Annotated in this window: 19 protein-coding genes and 1 pseudogene; 8 read left to right on the forward strand and 12 right to left on the reverse strand. The window is 70.4% G+C overall.

Annotation, left to right across the window (positions count from 1 at the left end; translation table 11 throughout):
- Positions 1 to 11 precede the first annotated feature (11 nt).
- Positions 12 to 782, reverse strand: a complete 771-nt coding sequence (recO, locus tag ALI22I_RS03715) for a DNA repair protein RecO (RefSeq protein WP_077004136.1) — start codon at positions 780 to 782, stop codon at positions 12 to 14.
- Positions 783 to 1,679 carry a GTPase Era gene (era, locus tag ALI22I_RS03720; protein WP_077004137.1) on the reverse strand — a complete coding sequence of 299 codons (897 nt, stop codon included), beginning with the start codon at positions 1,677 to 1,679 and terminating at the stop codon, positions 783 to 785.
- Positions 1,680 to 2,034: 355 nt separating this feature from the next.
- Here era and ALI22I_RS50360 point away from each other — a divergent pair, with 355 nt between their 5' ends.
- Entirely contained in the window at positions 2,035 to 2,475 is a 441-nt protein-coding gene (locus tag ALI22I_RS50360) for an ester cyclase (RefSeq protein ID WP_179118084.1), read from the forward strand.
- Between the two features lie 23 nt (positions 2,476 to 2,498).
- Entirely contained in the window at positions 2,499 to 3,395 is an 897-nt protein-coding gene (locus ALI22I_RS03730) for an ester cyclase (RefSeq protein WP_077004139.1), read from the forward strand.
- A 120-nt stretch (positions 3,396 to 3,515) separates the two neighbouring features.
- Here ALI22I_RS03730 and ALI22I_RS03735 read toward each other — a convergent pair whose 3' ends face one another.
- From ALI22I_RS03735 to ALI22I_RS03750, 4 genes are read right to left on the reverse strand one after another with little or no spacing between them, the layout of a single operon-like run.
- On the reverse strand, positions 3,516 to 3,854 hold the full coding sequence (locus tag ALI22I_RS03735; protein ID WP_077004140.1) for a cytidine deaminase: 339 nt from the start codon (positions 3,852 to 3,854) through the stop codon (positions 3,516 to 3,518).
- On the reverse strand, positions 3,847 to 5,142 hold the full coding sequence (locus tag ALI22I_RS03740; RefSeq protein WP_077004158.1) for a hemolysin family protein: 1,296 nt from the start codon (positions 5,140 to 5,142) through the stop codon (positions 3,847 to 3,849). The genes ALI22I_RS03735 and ALI22I_RS03740 overlap by 8 nt, the downstream gene beginning before the upstream one ends.
- A gap of 13 nt (positions 5,143 to 5,155) precedes the next feature.
- On the reverse strand, positions 5,156 to 5,710 hold the full coding sequence (gene ybeY, locus ALI22I_RS03745) for an rRNA maturation RNase YbeY (protein ID WP_077004141.1): 555 nt from the start codon (positions 5,708 to 5,710) through the stop codon (positions 5,156 to 5,158).
- Between the two features lie 5 nt (positions 5,711 to 5,715).
- Positions 5,716 to 6,792 (reverse strand): PhoH family protein, encoded by a 1,077-nt coding sequence (locus tag ALI22I_RS03750; RefSeq protein ID WP_077004142.1) that lies wholly within the window; start codon positions 6,790 to 6,792, stop codon positions 5,716 to 5,718.
- A 137-nt stretch (positions 6,793 to 6,929) separates the two neighbouring features.
- Between ALI22I_RS03750 and ALI22I_RS03755 the strand changes: the two genes are divergently transcribed.
- Entirely contained in the window at positions 6,930 to 7,718 is a 789-nt protein-coding gene (locus ALI22I_RS03755; RefSeq protein WP_083751399.1) for a GNAT family N-acetyltransferase, read from the forward strand.
- Positions 7,719 to 7,743: 25 nt separating this feature from the next.
- Here the strand turns inward: ALI22I_RS03755 and ALI22I_RS03760 are convergent, their stop codons facing one another.
- The 5 genes from ALI22I_RS03760 to hrcA form a co-directional block, all read right to left on the reverse strand.
- Complete coding sequence (locus ALI22I_RS03760; RefSeq protein WP_077004143.1) at positions 7,744 to 8,085, reverse strand: histidine triad nucleotide-binding protein; 342 nt, start codon at positions 8,083 to 8,085, stop codon at positions 7,744 to 7,746.
- Between the two features lie 266 nt (positions 8,086 to 8,351).
- Positions 8,352 to 9,086 (reverse strand): alpha/beta hydrolase family protein, encoded by a 735-nt coding sequence (locus ALI22I_RS54415; RefSeq protein ID WP_338013461.1) that lies wholly within the window; start codon positions 9,084 to 9,086, stop codon positions 8,352 to 8,354.
- 141 nt (positions 9,087 to 9,227) lie between these two features.
- Positions 9,228 to 9,962: a 16S rRNA (uracil(1498)-N(3))-methyltransferase gene (locus tag ALI22I_RS03770; protein WP_077004145.1), complete on the reverse strand. Its 735-nt coding sequence runs from the start codon at positions 9,960 to 9,962 to the stop codon at positions 9,228 to 9,230.
- On the reverse strand, positions 9,959 to 11,110 hold the full coding sequence (dnaJ, locus tag ALI22I_RS03775; protein ID WP_077004146.1) for a molecular chaperone DnaJ: 1,152 nt from the start codon (positions 11,108 to 11,110) through the stop codon (positions 9,959 to 9,961). The genes ALI22I_RS03770 and dnaJ overlap by 4 nt, the downstream gene beginning before the upstream one ends.
- An 82-nt stretch (positions 11,111 to 11,192) precedes the next feature.
- Complete coding sequence (hrcA, locus tag ALI22I_RS03780; protein WP_077004147.1) at positions 11,193 to 12,215, reverse strand: heat-inducible transcriptional repressor HrcA; 1,023 nt, start codon at positions 12,213 to 12,215, stop codon at positions 11,193 to 11,195.
- A 110-nt stretch (positions 12,216 to 12,325) separates the two neighbouring features.
- Between hrcA and ALI22I_RS03785 the strand changes: the two genes are divergently transcribed.
- Positions 12,326 to 13,066 (forward strand): GNAT family N-acetyltransferase, encoded by a 741-nt coding sequence (locus ALI22I_RS03785; protein ID WP_077004148.1) that lies wholly within the window; start codon positions 12,326 to 12,328, stop codon positions 13,064 to 13,066.
- A gap of 18 nt (positions 13,067 to 13,084) precedes the next feature.
- Here the strand turns inward: ALI22I_RS03785 and hemW are convergent, their stop codons facing one another.
- Positions 13,085 to 14,299, reverse strand: coding sequence for a radical SAM family heme chaperone HemW (gene hemW, locus ALI22I_RS03790; RefSeq protein ID WP_077004149.1), 1,215 nt, complete (start codon positions 14,297 to 14,299; stop codon positions 13,085 to 13,087).
- Between the two features lie 292 nt (positions 14,300 to 14,591).
- Here hemW and ALI22I_RS03795 point away from each other — a divergent pair, with 292 nt between their 5' ends.
- The 4 genes and pseudogenes from ALI22I_RS03795 to ALI22I_RS03810 form a co-directional block, all read left to right on the forward strand.
- On the forward strand, positions 14,592 to 16,274 hold the full coding sequence (locus tag ALI22I_RS03795; protein ID WP_077004150.1) for a nitrite/sulfite reductase: 1,683 nt from the start codon (positions 14,592 to 14,594) through the stop codon (positions 16,272 to 16,274).
- 67 nt (positions 16,275 to 16,341) lie between these two features.
- Positions 16,342 to 16,503: an Insertion element protein gene (locus ALI22I_RS03800; RefSeq protein ID WP_077004151.1), complete on the forward strand. Its 162-nt coding sequence runs from the start codon at positions 16,342 to 16,344 to the stop codon at positions 16,501 to 16,503.
- On the forward strand, positions 16,500 to 17,201 hold the full coding sequence (locus ALI22I_RS03805) for a phosphoadenylyl-sulfate reductase (protein WP_077004152.1): 702 nt from the start codon (positions 16,500 to 16,502) through the stop codon (positions 17,199 to 17,201). Before ALI22I_RS03800 ends, ALI22I_RS03805 begins: the two co-directional genes overlap by 4 nt.
- Positions 17,198 to 17,346: pseudogene (locus ALI22I_RS03810) on the forward strand (sulfate adenylyltransferase subunit CysD); the annotation flags it as partial. The gene ALI22I_RS03805 and the pseudogene ALI22I_RS03810, both read left to right, overlap by 4 nt.

Here is a 17,346-nt window from a genome sequence, read left to right on the forward strand (position 1 = left end):
GGCGAGCGACTCTAACCGTCGGTCGGCTGCGCCTTTCGCTCGACTCGCTCGACGCGCTCGACCAGCGGCAGCGAGCGCAACTGCCGTTCCAGGTGCCACTGCAGGTGCGCGGCGACCAGGCCGCTGGCGTCGCGCCGCGCCCCGGTGGGGATGCCGTCCACCACGTCCCACTGGCCGTGCAGCAGGGCGGCGAGCAGGCGCAACGTGTCGGCGGACGGCGAGGCGCTGCCCGGCGGACGGCACCGCGGGCACACCATGCCGCCCGCGTGCACGTTGAACGCCTTGTGCGGCCCGGGGTCACCGCAGCGCGCGCACTCGTCCACCGCCGGCGCCCACCCCGCGAACGCCATCGCGCGCATCAGGTAGGCGTCGAGGATGAGCGAGGCGTCCCGCTCCTTGGCCGCGAGCGCCCGGAGCGCGCCCGTGACCAGCAGGTACAGCCGGAGGACGGGTTCGCCCTCCTCGGCGGTGAGCCGGTCGGCGGTCTCCAGCACCGCGCACGCGGCCGTGTAGCGCTGGTAGTCGTCCACCAGGACCACGCCGAACGCGTCCAGGGTCTCCACCTGGGTGACCACGTCCAGCGACCGGCCGGGGTAGAACTGCACGTCGACGTGCCCGAACGGCTCCAGCCGGGCGCCGAACCGGGACGACGTGCGGCGCACGCCCTTGGCCACCGCGCGCACCTTGCCGTGCTTCTGGGTGAGCAGCGTGATGATGCGGTCCGCCTCGCCGAGCTTCTGCACCCGCAGGACCACCCCGGTGTCCCGGTAGAGGTTCGCCACCTAGAACCCCAGTCTGCGCAACTGCTTGGGGTCGCGCTGCCAGTCCTTGGCGATCTTGATGTGCAGGTCCAGGTAGACGCGCGTGCCGAGCAGCTTCTCGATGTGCCGGCGGGACGTGATGCCGACCTGCTTCAGCCGCTCGCCGCGGTGGCCCAGGATGATCGCCTTCTGGCTGGGCCGTTCCACGAACACGTTGGCGTGGATGTCCACCAGGTCGTCGCGGCCCTCGCGGGGCGCCATCTCCTCGACCACGACGGCGATCGAGTGCGGCAACTCGTCGCGCACGCCCTCCAGCGCCGCCTCCCGGATCAGCTCCGCGACCAGGGTCAGCTCCGGCTCGTCGGTCAGCTCGCCGTCCGGGTAGAGCGCCGGCCCCTCGGGGAGCTTGCCCAGCACCAGGTCGGAAAGAGCGTCGACCTGGTAGCCGTCCACGGCGGAGACCGGGATCAGGTCGGCGAAGTCCATCACCCGCTGCAGCGCCAGCAGCTGCTCGGCGACCTGCTGCTGGCTCACCAGGTCGGTCTTGGTGACGATGCCGATGACCGGCGTGCGCTTGGCGATCTTCTCCAGCTCGGCGGCGATGAACTTGTCGCCGGGGCCGACCTTCTGGTCGGCGGGCACGCAGAAGCCCACCACGTCCACTTCGGACCACGTCTCCCGCACCAGGTCGTTGAGGCGCTGGCCGAGCAGGGTGCGCGGGCGGTGCAGGCCGGGGGTGTCCACGAGGACCAGCTGGCCGTCCTCGCGGTGCACGATGCCCCGGATGGTGTGGCGGGTGGTCTGCGGCTTGCTCGACGTGATCGCGACCTTGGTCCCGACCAGCGCGTTGGTCAACGTCGACTTGCCTGCGTTGGGGCGGCCGACGAAGCACGCGAACCCGGAACGGTAACCATCCATCCACCCATTGTCCCCGCACCCTCCGGTGGTGCTGCGTCAGCCCTCGTCAGCCGTTGTCAAGCCCTCGAATGCCGGCGGCCCGAGCCGCGAAACGGCGTTGCACGCGTGGTGGTCGAGCAGCCCGGCTGACGTGGGACTCGATTCCCTGGCTCAGGATCGCGACGCTACCGGCCGCAGTTGGTTGCGCGCTCACGTTTTCCGTGCCTACAGGGCATTCCAGCCGGTGCTCATGAACGAAGCGGTGCACCATCTGGGTGGCACCTCTGGTCCGAATGGTGACCTTCGGCACCAGTGCCAATGGCCTACGAGGCAGAGCCTTGTGGACGCGGATCGAGCAACCGGCAAGGAGGCCGAGATGTCGCGAGACGACCTCGTACGCCTGGAAGAGGCGTGCGTCAGGGCTTGGGACCAGCACGACACGGACGGCTTCGTGAGCCTGCTCACGGAGGACTGCGTGATGACCGAGGACATGGAACCGAAGCCCCTCCGCTCACGGGAGGAGCTGCGCCAGTACGCCGAGTCGTGGTTCGCCGCGTTCCCGGACATGCGGGTCCGGGCGAAGAACCGGGTGATCGGCGACGACTCGATCGCCGTCGAACTGGAGATGAACGGGACCAACACCGGGCCGCTCCAGCTGGGCGGCAACCGGATCGCGCCGACCGGTCGGAAGGTCACCGCAGGCCTCGCCGCCTTCATGAAGGTCCAGGGCGGCAAGATCAAGGAGATCCACAGCCACCCCGACAACATGACCATGATGAGCCAGCTCGGCCTGTCGAGCGCGTCCGCACCGGCCTGAACCGTTCGACAAGGAGGGAACAAATGACGACGAAAGAAGAACTCCGGCGCTTGGACGACGTGGGCATCGCGGCGTGGGATCGGCACGACCCGGACGCGTTCCTCAACCTGCTCGCGGACAACTTCGAGTGGGTGGACGACATGCAGCCCGCGCCGATCCGCAGCCGCGAGGAAGCGCGCCGGTTCACCGAGTCGTGGTTCACCGCGTTCCCGGACCTGCACGTGCGTGAGATCAACCGGATCATCGGGGACGATTCGATCGCCTCGGAATGCGAGCTCACCGGCACGAACCAGGGCCCGCTGAACCTCGGCGACCGCCAGATCCCCCCGACCGGCAAGAAGATCACCAGCCGCACCACGATCTTCGTCAAGACCGAGAACGGCAAGGTCAAGGAGTTCCACACCCACCCCGACGCCCTGGGCATGATGGCCCAGCTCGGCGTGATCGACTCCTCGCTGGCCTCCTCGCCGGCGGAGTCCACGATGTCCCGGGAAGACCTCATCCGCTTGGACGACCTGCACACCGAGGCGTTCAACCGGGGCGACATCGACGCCTTCGTCAACAACCTGGCGGACGACTTCGTGTGGATCGACGACGTCTCGCCGGAGCCGATCCGCAGCCGCGACGCGGCGCGCCAGTACGCCCAGGGCTGGCGGACCGCGTTCCCGGACATGCAGGTACGCGTGACCAACCGGGTCGTCGGCGACGACTCGGTGGCCGGCGAGCTGGAGTTCACCGGCACCAACACCGGTGAACTGGACCTCGGCGGCGGCAACCGCGTTCCCGCGACCGGGCGGAAGGTCTCCGTCCGCGGCTCCGGCTTCTTCCGTGCCCGCAACGGCAAGATCACCGAGTTCCACACCTACACCGACAACCTGAGCATGATGACCCAGCTCGGCCTGGCCGAACGACCCGCCTGACCGTGTTGGGTCGCCGCTGCCGTTGGGTCGCCGCTGCCGGCGCGGACGTCGGGTGAGGTCGCGTCGCGTGGTCGACCATGGTTATGGCCACCCCTCCGACGCGACCTCCCTCAGGTCGATTCACACGGTTTCGAGCACCGCTCCGGAGGCATCGGCCCGCAGCACCCGGGCACCGGCCGTCAGGTCTCGCACCGCCGCAAGGGACTCCTGGTCCACCGCGTCGGAGGCGGTGACGACGGCCGCCGCCTCCAGGCCCTCGGCGCCACTGGACACGGCGGCGGCCACGGCTGCTTGGAGCGCGGTCAGTTTGAGCGACGGCAGGGCGATCGTGGTGGCCGCGTAGGTCCGGCCATCGGTGTCCCGGACCGCGGCACCCTCCGCCGCGCCCGTCCTCGCCCTGGCCGAACGCGCCAGCGTGACGATCTTCCGGTCCTCGGGGTCGAGGTCGAGGTCAGTCACCGTTGGTCCCCTCGCTGTTGTCGCCGTTCAACGGGCGCACGAGCACCGTCGTGATGCGCATCCGCCCGCGTTCGTCCTTACCGCCCTCGGCCCGCATCCGCAGGCCCGCGATCTCCGCTTCCGTCCCCGGCAGCGGCACGCGGCCGAGCCGCTGCGCCAGCAGACCGCCGACGGTCTCCACCTCGTGGTCGTCCAGCTCCGTGCCGAACAACGCGTCCAGGTCGTCCACCGGCAACCGGGCGCTGACCCGCACCGAACCGTCGGTCAGGTGCTCCACCGGCGGCCGGTCGTCGGTGTCGGACTCGTCGGTGATCTCACCGACGATCTCCTCCAGGATGTCCTCGATGGTGAGCAGCCCCGCCGTGCCGCCGTACTCGTCGACCACGATCGCCAGGTGGTTGCGCGACAGCTGCATCTCCCGCAGCAGGTCCGCGATCGGCTTCGAGTCCGGGATGAACGACGCCGGCTTCATCACGTCCGCCACGGACTTGCCGTTCGGCTCGTCGGCCAACGTCAGCCGCACCAGGTCCTTCAGGTTCACCACGCCGACGATGTCGTCGACGCTCTCCCCGATCACCGGCACCCGCGTGTACCCGGTCCGCAGCGACAGCGCCAACGCCTGGCGGATCGACTTGGTCTGCTCGATCCACACGATCTCGGTGCGCGGCACCATCACCTCGCGCGCGATCGTGTCGCCCAGCTCGAAGACCGAGTGGATCATCTCCCGCTCGCCCTCGTCCACGACGCCGCGTTCCTGCGCCATGTCGACCAGCTCACGCAGCTCGACCTCGGACGAGAACGGTCCCTCGCGGAAGCCCTTACCCGGCGTGATCGCGTTGCCGAACAGGATCAGCAGCTTGCTCAACGGCCCCAGCACCCGCCCGAGCACCCGGATCGGGGCCGCCGCGAGCAGGCTCACCGCGTACGGGTGCTGCCTGCCCAACGTCCGCGGACCCACGCCGACCAGCACGTACGACACCACGAGCATGCTCAGCCCGGCGACCAGCATGGCCACCCAGTCGGTGGCGATCAGCCCGAAGGACACCACCGTCACCAGCACCGTCGCCGCCAGCTCGCAGCCCAGCCGCAGCAACAGCAGCAGGTTCACGTGCCGCGGTCGGTCGGCCAGCAGCAGGATCAACTGCGCGGCGCCGGCCCGGCCCTGCCGCTGCAACGCCTCGACCCGCGCCCGCGACACCGTGCCCAGCGCCGCGTCCGCACCCGCGAACACACCCGCCGCCAACACCAAGACCACGGCCAGCACCAGCAAGCCGGCGGAACTGCCTATCACCTCGGCCGCCTCAGGCTGTCGGCTCGGGCCGGTCCGCGTCTTCCAGGCCGACCGCCCCGAGGAGCTTCGAGTCGGCCTCGCGCTGCGCCGACTTGCGTTCGGCCTCGGCCGCCGCGGTGCGGAAGTCGCCCAGGATGCGGTTCTGCAACGTGAACATCTCCCGCTCCTCGGCGGGTTCGGCGTGGTCGTAGCCGAGCAGGTGCAGCACGCCGTGCACGGTCAGCAGGTGCAGTTCGTCCAGCAGGCTGTGGCCCGCCTTCTTGGCCTGGTCCTTGGCGAAGTCCGGGCACAGCACGATGTCGCCGAGCAGCGCCGGGCCCAGGCCCGCCGCGTCGGGACGGCGCGCCGAGTCCAGCTCGTCCATCGGGAACGCCATCACGTCCGTCGGTCCGGGCAGGTCCATCCAGCGCTGGTGCAGGTCCGCCATCACGTCCAGCTCCACCAGCAGGACGGACAGCTCGGCCAACGGGCTGACGCCCATCCGGTCCAGGGCGAACCGGGCGGCGGAGACGATGGACGGCTCGTCCACGTTCACGCCCGACTCGTTCGCGATCTCGATGCTCACGGCGCCTATCGTCCCCGGCGCTGCCCGCGCGACCGCGCACCGGGTCCGGCGTGGTGCTGGTGCCGGTCGCCCGCGTCACCCTCGTCCTGCTCGACCTGCCACTTCTCGTAGGCGTCCACGATGTCCGCGACCAGCCGGTGGCGGACCACGTCGCTGCTGGTCAGGATGGAGAAGTGGACGTCCTCCACGCCTTCGAGGATGTCCCGGACGACCCTCAGGCCGCTGCGCTGCCCACCGGGCAGGTCGACCTGGGTGATGTCGCCGGTCACCACGACCTTCGAACCGAATCCCAATCGGGTGAGGAACATCTTCATCTGTTCGGGCGTCGTGTTCTGCGCCTCGTCGAGGATGATGAACGCATCATTGAGCGTGCGACCGCGCATGTAAGCCAGTGGAGCGACCTCGATCGTGCCCGCCTGGGTGAGGCGCGGGATGGATTCCGGGTCGACCATGTCGTGCAGCGCGTCGTAGAGCGGGCGCAGGTACGGGTCGATCTTCTCGTAGAGCGTGCCGGGCAGGTAGCCCAGGCGTTCGCCCGCCTCGACCGCCGGCCGGGTCAGGATGATCCGGTTGACCTGCTTGGCCTGGAGTGCCTGCACGGCCTTGGCCATGGCCAGGTAGGTCTTGCCGGTGCCCGCGGGGCCGATGCCGAACACGATGGTGTTCTGGTCGATCGCGTCCACGTAGTGCTTCTGGTTCAGCGTCTTGGGCCGGATGGTGCGGCCGCGGCGGGAGATGATGTCGAGGCTGAGCACCTCGGCGGGCGACTCGCTGGTGCCCGCGGACAGCATCGCGACCGTGCGGCGGACCGTGTCCGGGCCGACCTGCTGGCCGCGGCTGGCGAGCGTGACGAGCTCGGAGAACACCCGTTCGGCGAACGCCACGTCGGCGGGCGGGCCGGAGAGGGTGATCTCGTTGCCGCGCACGTGCACGTCGGCGTCCAGCAGCTCTTCGGCGAGCCTGAGGTTCTCGTCGCGCGACCCGAGCAGGGCGAGCACCGCGCCGTCGGGCACGGCGAACTTGGATTGGGCGTCGGCCGCGGCCCGGCCTGCCTGCGGCGTGTTGTCAGCGGTACCGGCCACGTGGCCTCGGGCCCTCTTCCTGCGCGTTCGCGCCGTGCTCTGGCGAATTCGACCTACTGGTCCGATGCTAGCCGTCCCCACCGACACTCCGCACCGGAGTAAGAAACGGGTTGGACACGGCGGGTGTACTCGGGGGCGTGGAGAAACTGCGCGTGCTCACCCCCGAAGACCTGCCCGCGTGCGTCCGGCTGGCGGCGGACCGGCAGTGGCCCGAGGAGCCGGACAAGTGGGCGTTCCTCTTGCGGGTCGGTACCGGTTTCGGGCTGTTCGACGGCGGTGAGCTGGTCGGCACCACCATCGCCACCCGATTCGGTGACGAGCACGCGGCGATCAGCATGGTGCTGGTGGCGCCCGGTCACGGCGGGCGTGGGCTCGGGCGTCGGCTGATGGAGCACGCGCTGGAATTCGCCGCCACGCCGGTGGTGTCGCTGCACGCCACGTCCTACGGCAAACCGCTGTACGAGAAGCTGGGGTTCCGGTCGGTCGGGCTGGTGACCGCGCACATCGGGGCGTTCGACGGGACGGCGTCGGGGACGTCGCGGCCGGTGGAGGACGGGGACCGGGCGAAGGTGGTAGCGGTCGACGCCGAGGTGTTCGGGGCCGACCGGTCGGCGATGTGGGGTGCGTTGTTCGGGTTCGCGTCGCAGGTCAGGGTGGCCGATGACGGGTTCGCGGCGGTGTGGCGGAACGGTTCGGTGTCGATGGTCGGGCCGGTGGTGGCGCCGTCTGTGTCGCGTGCGGCGGAGTTGATCGCGGACGTGGCGGTCGGGGCGACGGTGCGGGTGGACGTGCGGGACCCGGCGTTGGGGGCGTGGCTGGAGGGGCACGGGGTCGTGCCGCGGTTCACCGCGGACCTGATGGTGCGCGGGGCGTTCAGCGGCGACCGTGCGCGGCTCTACGCGCCGGTGATGCAGGCCCTCGGTTAGGTCCGGTTAGCCCCGGTCAGCCCGGTTACGCCAGCGGGCCGAGCCGTCGTCCGCCGAGCACGTGCAGGTGGGCGTGGAAGACGGTCTGGCCCGCGTCCGCGCCGGTGTTGAACAGCAGCCGGTAGCCGCTGTCGGCGACGCCCTCGGACTTCGCCACCTCGCCGGCGGCCAGGAACAGGTCGTCCAGCACGGTGGGCGCGGCGGCGGCCAGCGCCACGGCGTCCGGCGCGTGCACCTTGGGCACCAGGACGACGTGCGTCGGCGCTTGCGGGGAGATGTCGCGGAACGCCAGCGTGGTGTCGGTCTCGTGCACCACGGTGGCCGGGATCTCGCGGGCGACGATGCGGCAGAACAGGCAATCGGACATGGCTCCGCAGGCTACCGACCACCGCCACCCACGCCATCCCGAACGTTCAACTCACCCGTTCCGAACGTTGGACACGCCCGTTCCGAACGTTGGACACGCGCGAGAGTCGAACGTTCAGGTACCCCGAATTCAACGCTCAGGACAGGCCGGGCAGGTGCGGAGGCGAGGCTCGTGTGTTCTGAGCGTTGAACTCACGGGGCCTGAGGGTTCGACTCTCGGGACTTGGGGGTTTGGCTCTTGGGGGGTGGGGTTTGGCTCTCGGCGGGTTAGGGGTGGGTTAGGCGTAGGGCGGCGGTGCGGGAGGTGGTCCAGGCGGGGGTGTTGGGGGTGATGAGGGCCATGTGGCCGGTGGCGGGGAGGGCGATGAGTTCGGCGCCGGAGGCGCGGGCGAAGGCCTCGCTTTGGGCGAACGGGACGTCCTCGTCGTCTTCGCCGTGGATGAGGATCAGGGGCTTGGAGATCGGGAGGAGGGCGGCGGGGGAGGCGTCGGCGTAGAGGGCGGGGACTTCCGAAGGGGTGCCGCCCAGGAGTTCGGCGGCGCGGCGGGTGATGTGGGGGTGTTGGAGGAAGTCGAGGACGCCTGCTTGGGCCACGGCGCCGATGACGCGGGGGTGGCGGGCGGCGGCCCAGACGGCGAGGTGGCCGCCGGCGGAGTGACCCAGCGTGACTACGGGGCCGAAGGCGGGGTCGAGGGCGTCGATCGCGGCGAGCACGTCGTCGCCCGTCTGGGGCCAGCCGCCGCCACCGCCCAGCCTGCGGTACTCGATGTTGTACGCGGCGACGCCGTGGGCTACGAGGTCGGCGGCGAGGGGCCTGCCCAGTTCGAGGCCATAACGTTCGTGCCAAAAACCACCATGGATTACCACGACGACGGGAAATGATTCACCATCGGGCGCGTAATACTCACCGAACTGGCTCGGGTGTCGCCCGTAGACGATGCGCAATCGAAACCCCGCACACAAAGAGGGCCGCGTCGCGGTGGGACCTGGGGGTCGTCCCACCGCGACGCGGCGGCGCCGGACCGAGGGGGGAGGTGTCCGGCGAGTCTGGTCCGAAGGGCCGATCGTGTTTAGACCAATGCAACCCCTCGGCCATGAGCGTAACCCCTATGCCAGGCGTTCGCCAGAAGGGAGCAAGGCCAATTACCGCCAGCGATCGGTCAACACACCCAGCGCACCCAAGGCGACAGCGGCCGCGGTCGATGCTCGCAGAACGGTAGGACCCAGTCGCACAACGTGCGCGCCCGCGCCGGTCAACGCCGACAATTCCTCGTCGGTGATGCCGCCTTCCGGTCCGACCACCAGCAGCACATCACCCGAAGCCGGCAGTTGAACCGATCCAATGCCCACTGACGCCGATTCGTGCAAAACCAGGGTTACCGCCGAGGACGCCGCCAACCGCGCCAAGCCGGAAGTCGAAACGGGTTCCGCGACCGACGGCACGCGTGCCCGGCGGGCCTGCTTGGCCGCCTCACGCGCGGTGCTGCGCCAGCGTTCGAGGGCCTTGGCCCCGCGCGGACCGTCTTCCCACTTCGTCACGCAGCGCGAGGCACGCCACGGCACGACGCCGTCCACGCCCGCCTCGGTGGCCAGCTCCACGGCCAGCTCACCGCGGTCGCCCTTCACCAGCGCCTGTGCCACCACCACCCGCACGGACGGCGGTGGCACGACCCAGCGTTCGACGACCCGCAGCCGCAGGGAGTCCTTCAGCGCCTCCTCGACCGCGCACCGCACCTGGGCACCCGTGCCGTCGGAGAGCACCAGCTCCTCCCCCGCGCGCAACCGCCGCACGGTGGCCGCGTGCCGCCCTTCCGGCCCGTCCAGGACGGCCGTGTCACCGAGCGGCAGCGCGGCGACCAGGAAGACCGGCAGGGTCACCGGTGGTTGCGGCCGGACCGCAGCCGCGAGAACAGCCCGCCGCCGCCCTTGCCGTTGTGCGCGAGCGTCGGCTCGTCCTCACCGCGCGACACGGCCAGTTCGCGCAGCAGTTCGGCCTGCCGGGCGTCCAGCTTGGTCGGCGTGACGACTTCGAGGTGCACGTGCAGGTCACCGCGGCCGTCGATGCGCCCGCTGGACCGCAGCCGGGGCATACCGCGCCCGGTGAGCACCAGCTCGGTGTTCGGCTGGGTGCCGGGCTCGATCTCCAGCTCCTCCTCGCCGTCCAGCGTCTGCAACGGCAGCACCGCGCCCAGGGCCGCGGTCGTCATCGGGATGCGCACGGAGCAGTGCAGGTTCGCGCCGTCACGCTCGAAGACCTCGTGCGGCACCTCCTCGACCTCGACGTACAGGTCACCGGCCGGTCCGCCGCCGGGGCCGACCTCGCCCTGGCCCGCGAGCCGCACCCGCATGCCCTCGGCCACACCGGCCGGGATCTGCACCGAGATGGTGCGCCGCGAGCGCACCCGGCCCTCGCCCGCGCACTGCTGGCACGGGTCCGGGATGACCTCGCCGAGGCCCCGGCACACCGGGCACGGCCGCGCGGTCACGACCTGGCCCAGGAACGAGCGCTGCACCGACTGCACCTCGCCCCGCCCGCCGCACGTGTCGCAGCGCACCGGGGACGAGCCGTCCGCGCAGCCGCTGCCCACGCACCGGTCGCACAGGATCGCCGTGTCCACGGTCAGTTCGCGCGAAGCGCCCGCCGCGCACTCCTCCAGCGTCATCGACAGCCGGATCAGTGCGTCGGAACCGGGCTGCACGCGGCTGCGCGGACCACGTCCGCCACCCCCGCCCGCGCCGAAGAACGCGTCCATGATGTCGCCGAGACCGAATCCCGCGAACGGGTCGCGCATGCCGCCGCCACCGCCGCCACCGGGCTCCAACGGGTCGCCGCCCAGGTCGACGACCTGCCGCTTCTTGGGGTCCGACAGGACCTCGTAGGCGGCGGTCACCTCCTTGAAGCGCGCTTCCTCGTTGGGGTTGATGTCGGGGTGGAGCTGCCGCGCGAGCTTGCGGTAGGCGCGCTTGATCTCGTCGGGAGTCGCGTTCTTGGAGACCCCGAGCGTGCCGTAGTAGTCCCTCGCCACCGTGTTTCCTCCTGCGAACGCGCTTCGACACGCGCTCGCTCGCTTGCGAAACGTCCTGCGGGACCGCGGTGTTCCGCCGCCGTCACCGTCCGGTCAAGATCTCCCCCACGTAGTTGGCCACCGCTCGCACGGCCGCCATCGTGCCGGGGTAGTCCATGCGGGTCGGCCCCACCACTCCCATACCGCCGAGCAGGTTGTCCCGACTGCCGTAGCCGATCGACACGATCGAGGTGCTGCGCATCTCGGCCGCTTCGTTCTCCTCGCCGATGTGCACCAGGATCCTGCCGGGATCACGGGCGGCGGCGAGCAGTTTGAGCACCACGACCTGCTCCTCCAGCGCCTCCAGCACCTGGCGCAGCGAACCGGGGAAGTCTGCCACGTTGCGGGTGAGGTTCGCGGTGCCACCCAGCACCAGGCGCTCCTCGGGGTGCTCCACCAGCGATTCGATGAGCACGGTGCTGACCCGCAGCACGGCGTCGCGCAGGTCGCCGGGCGCGTCCTCGGGCAGCTTGGCGACTTCGGCGGAGGCGTCGGACAGGCGCTTGCCGACCATGGCCCCGTTGAGCATGGACCGCATCCGGGCGACGTTGTCCTCGGTGATCACGTCGCCGAGGTCGACCGACCGCTGGTCGACCCGGCCGGTGTCGGTGATCAGCACCAGCATCAGGCGGGCCGGTGTGATGGCGAGCACTTCGATGTGGCGGACGGCGGCGCGGCTGAGCGTCGGGTACTGGATGACGGCGACCTGGCGGGTCAGCTGGGCCAGCAACCGGACGCTGCGGCGCAGCACGTCATCGAGGTCGTAGGCGCCTTCGAGGAAGCTCTGGATGGCCTTGCGCTCGGGCGAGGACAGCGGCTTGATCTCGCTGAGCCGGTCCACGAACAGGCGGTAGCCCTTGTCGGTGGGCACGCGGCCGGCGCTGGTGTGCGGCTGGGTGATGTAGCCGTCCTCCTCCAGCGAGGCCATGTCGTTGCGCACGGTCGCGCTCGACACGCCCAGGTTGTGCCGGTCCACCAGGGCTTTCGAGCCGACCGGCTCCTGGTTGGACACGTAGTCGGCGACGATCGCGCGCAGTACTTCGAACCGGCGCTCATCGGCGTTCACCGCGCGTCACCTCCAGATGACCAGGCTGCTTCACCTTGAGTTTACGGAGCTTCGGGCCGGTATCGGAAAACTCCGTCGCCGAGCTTCGGCACACCTGGATAACGTCGGGTGTGCTCACCCGCATCCAGTCGGCCCTGCGCGACGCGATCAGGGCGGATGCCGAGCGCGTCGGCCCGTTCCTGGTCCGCTTCGACGCGCACAGCGACAACCCGTTCATGAACTACGCCGTGCCCGACGACGGCGCCCCGCCCACGCCCGCCGACGTGGACGCCCTGGTCACGGCGTTCCGGGCGCGGTCGCGCACGCCGAGGCTGGAGTACCTGCGGCCCTCGCCCCCGGTCGACGCGGTGCTGGCGGCGGCCGGGTTCACCGTGGACCAACTGCTGCCGGTGATGGTGGTCGACGAGCTGACGACACCGCCGCCGCGCGCCGGGCTGACGCTGGAGGCGGTGACCTCGGACGAGGATCTGCTCGCCGTGTCGGTGGTGCAGAACACAGCGTTCGGGGTCGGTGGGACGGCCGGCGACGAGGACGTGGCACGGCAGCGGTCGCTGCTGCGCGACAACGGCGTGATCGTGCTGGCCCGGTGGGACGGCGAACCGGCGGGTGCGGGCGCGTACACGGCGCCGGGTCACGGTCTGTCACAGGTGGCGGGCATCGCGGTGCTGCCGTCGTTCCGGCAGCGCGGTATCGCGTCGGCGGTGTGCGCGGACCTCACCGCCCGGGTCTTCGACTCGGGCTGCACGCCGTTCCTGGAGACCGAGCCGGACGACAAGGTGACCCGCCTCTACGGGCCGCTGGGCTACCGGACCATCGGCGAGTCGGCGTCGATCACGCTGAAGTCGGCCTGATCAGGCCGGCGGGCTTGATCAGGTGAGCCGGCGCACGACGGCGTCGGCGAGCAGCCGGCCCCGGTCGGTGAGCACGCATCGGCCCTGGTCGAGGGCGGTCTGGTCGAGCAGGCCGTCCGCGGCGGCGGTCTTGGCCTCGGCCTGGCCGTCGGCGTCGAGGACGTCGAGCGGCAGGCCGGTGGCCAGGCGCAGCTCCAGCAGCACGCGCTCCACCCGGCGGTCGTCCTCGGCCAGGATCTCGCGCCCGACGGCGGGTGACGCGCCGGTGGCCAGCAGTTCGGCGTACTTCGCGGGGTGCTTCACGTTCCACCAGCGCACGCCGCCCACGTGGCTGTGCGCGCCGGGGCCCGCGCCCCACCAGTCGGCGCCCTGCCAGTACAGGAGGTTGTGCCGGCACGCGGCCTCCGCCGACGCGGCCCAGTTCGACACCTCGTACCAGCGCAGACCCTGTGCGGTCATGGCGGCGTCGATCAGCTCGTACTTGTCGGCCAGCACGTCGTCGTCCGGCATCGGCAGCTCGCCGCGGCGGACCCGACGGGCCAGCGCCGTGCCCTCCTCCACGATCAGCGCGTACGCCGACACGTGGTCCACGCCCGCGCTGTAGACGGCGTCCAGCGACGACTGGAGGTCGGCGATCGTCTCGCCCGGCGTGCCGTAGATGAGGTCGAGGTTCACGTGGTCGAATCCCACCGCGCGGGCCTCCTGGGCGGCGGCCACCGGACGGCCCGGCGTGTGCACCCGGTCGAGCAGGGCGAGCACGTGCCGTGCGGCGGACTGCATGCCGAGTGAGACACGCGTGTAACCAGCATCACGAATGGCTGAAAAGAACTCGGGTGACGTCGACTCCGGGTTCGACTCCGTGGTGACCTCCGCGCCGGGCGCGAGGCCGAACGACGACCGGACCGCGTCGAGCACATCACCCAACCCAGCGGAGCCGAGCAGCGACGGTGTGCCACCGCCGACGAACACCGTTTCGACCGCCGGCGGGGTGCCCAGCACGGACGCCGCCAGGTCGAGTTCCCGCCGCAGGCCCTCCAGCCAGGACGCCGGTGAGGCGGAAGTGCCCAGCTCACCGGCGGTGTAGGTGTTGAAGTCGCAGTAGCCGCACCGGGTCGCGCAGAACGGGACGTGCACGTAGACGCCGAACGGGCGATCACCCAGACCGGCGAGTGCGGCAGCGGGCAGTGAGCCGTCGGGGGGTGCGGGATCACCGATCGGCAGAGCGGAGGGCATGGTCCCATTGTCCCATTCACCAGGGCCGGGACAGCCGTCCCACGATGCGGATGGCGGTGGACCACGGGGTGGACGCGTGGCACGCTGACCAACATGACATCGACCGGAGTGCGCCTGGTGGTCCGCCGCCACGTCGACTTCCGTCGTGTCTCCAGCGCGATGTGCCGTCGTTCGGCATAACCCGCGCCTGCCTTTTTGTTCCCGTCGGCGCCGGGTGCGCTGACGAGACCCCCACCACGGAACCACCGGGACTCGCACGCGCACCAGCGCCCCGAATCCCCGGAGGACGAGGATGGTCCCCCCGACGACGACGCCTCAGCGCACCAAGCAGCGCCGAGGTGAGGGGCAGTGGGCGCTGGGCTACCGCGAGCCGCTGAACCCGAACGAGCGGAGCAAGAAAGACGACAACCCGCTCAACGTCCGGGCGCGGATCGAGAACATCTACGCCCACGGTGGCTTCGACTCGATCGACCCGGCCGACCTGCGCGGCCGTTTCCGCTGGTACGGGCTCTACACCCAGCGCAAGCCCGGTATCGACGGCGGTCGCACCGCGACGTTGGAGCCGGAGGAGCTGGACGACGAGTACTTCATGCTCCGCGTCCGCATCGACGGCGGCAGGCTCACCACGCAGCAACTCGCGCTGCTCGGCGAGCTGTCCCAGACCTACGCGCGGGACACGGCCGACATCACCGACCGGCAGAACGTCCAGTACCACTGGATCCGCATCGAGGACGTCCCGACGATCTGGCAGAAGCTGGAGGACGCGGGCCTGACCACGATGGAGGCCTGCGGCGACAGCCCGCGCGTGGTGCTCGGCTCGCCGGTGGCGGGCCTGGCCGAGGACGAGGTGATCGACGGCTCGCCCGCGATCGACGAGATCCTGCGCCGCTACATCGGCGACCCGCGCTTCTCGAACCTGCCGCGCAAGTTCAAGACGGCGATCTCGGGCCTGCCGGACGTGGCGCACGAGATCCACGACGTGGCGTTCGTGGGCGTGGACCACCCCGAACACGGCCCCGGCTTCGACCTGTGGGTCGGCGGCGGCCTGTCCACCAACCCGATGATCGGCAAGCGGCTGGGCGCGTGGGTGCCGCTGGACGAGGTGCCGGACGTGTGGGAGGGCGTGATCAGCGTCTTCCGCGACTACGGCTACCGCCGGTTGCGGCACCGCGCCCGGATCAAGTTCCTCGTCGCCGACTGGGGTCCCGAGAAGTTCCGCGAGATCCTGGAGAACGAGTACCTGAAGCGCAAGCTGGTCGACGGTCCCGCGCCGGAGACCCCCGCGGTCCCGCGCGACCACGTCGGCGTGCACAAGCAGAAGGACGGCAAGTACTACATCGGTGCCGCCCCCATCGCGGGCCGCGTGTCCGGTTCCACGCTGGTCGAGGTGGCCAAGGTGGTGGAGCGGGCGGGCTCCGGCCGGGTGCGGTTGACGCCGCAGCAGAAGCTGGTCGTGCTGGACGTGCCCGAGGCCGAGGTGAAGACCCTCCAGGCGGATCTGGCGAAGCTGGGCTTGCAGACCGAGCCGTCGCCGTGGCGGCGCGGTGTGATGGCGTGCACCGGCATCGAGTTCTGCAAACTCGCGATCGTCGAGACCAAGGCCCGCGCGGTGGATCTGGTCTCCACGCTGGAGACGCGGCTGGCGGACATCGTGGACGGGGTCACCGAGCCGGTGTCCGTGCACATCAACGGCTGCCCGAACTCGTGCGCCCGCATCCAGACCGCGGACATCGGGCTCAAGGGCATGATCGTGACGGACGCGGACGGCCGGCAGGTCGAGGGCTTCCAGGTGCACCTGGGCGGCGGCCTCGGGTTGGACGCCGGGTTCGGCCGCAAGCTGCGCGGCCACAAGGTGACCGCCACCGAGCTGTCGGACTACGTCGAGCGCGTGGTGCGGAACTTCGTCGCCAAGCGCGAGGACGCCGAGCGCTTCCCCCAGTGGGTCGCGCGCGCCGACGAAGGTGATTTGAAATGAGCGAGGTCGCGTCGGTCGGACGACCGACTTCCCCGGCGACCGAGCCGCCGTCTCCGGAGGAGCGGCCATGAACACCGAGCGCGCTACTCCCTTCTACTGCCCCTACTGCGGCGACGAGGACCTCCGTCCGCAGGAGGAGCCCAGCTACTCGTGGCTGTGCGCCTCCTGCCGCCGCGTGTTCACCGTGAAGTTCGTTGGTCTCAACCTTCCTCAGGAGGTGCAGCGATGACCGCCCCGACCAGGGTCGAGGAACTGAAGGTGATCGCGGAGGCCGCTTCGGTCGAGCTGGCGCAGGCCAGTGCCGAAGAGGCGCTCTCGTGGACCGCCCGGACGTTCGGCGAGAGCTGGATCGTCGCGTCGAACATGCAGGACGCCGTGCTGATCGACCTGGCCACCAAGGTCAAGCCGGACGTGGACGTGCTGTTCCTGGAGACCGGCTACCACTTCGCCGAGACCATCGGCACGCGTGACGCGGTCGACCTGGTCTACCCCGGCGTGCACATCGTCAACGCCGCGGCCGAGCAGTCGGTGGCCGACCAGGAGGCCCAGTTCGGCCTGCTGAACAAGACCGACCCGAGCCGGTGCTGCAACCTGCGCAAGGTCATCCCGTTGCAGCGCACGCTGAAGAACTACGACGCGTGGGTCACCGGGGTGCGCCGGGTGGACGCGCCGACCCGCGCGAACACGCCGATCGTGCAGTGGGACGATCGCAACGGGCTGGTCAAGATCAACCCGATCGCGCCCTGGTCCGACGACGAGTTCCACGACTACATCGCGCAACACGGGATTCTGGAGAACCCGTTGGTGCAGGACGGTTATCCCTCCATCGGCTGCGCTCCGTGCACCGTGAAGCCACTGCCGGGCGCCGACCCGCGCAGCGGCCGGTGGGCGGGCCAGGCCAAGACCGAATGCGGGTTGCACGGATGACAGCGACACTGGACACGTTGGCGCGCCTGGAGTCGGAGGCGATCCACATCTTCCGCGAGGTGGCGGGTGAGTTCGACCGGCCGGTGATCCTGTTCTCCGGCGGCAAGGACTCCACCCTGCTGCTGCACCTGGCGGTGAAGGCGTT

Source organism: Saccharothrix sp. ALI-22-I, assembly GCF_001984175.1.
In the GTDB taxonomy this organism is placed as follows: domain Bacteria; phylum Actinomycetota; class Actinomycetes; order Mycobacteriales; family Pseudonocardiaceae; genus Actinosynnema.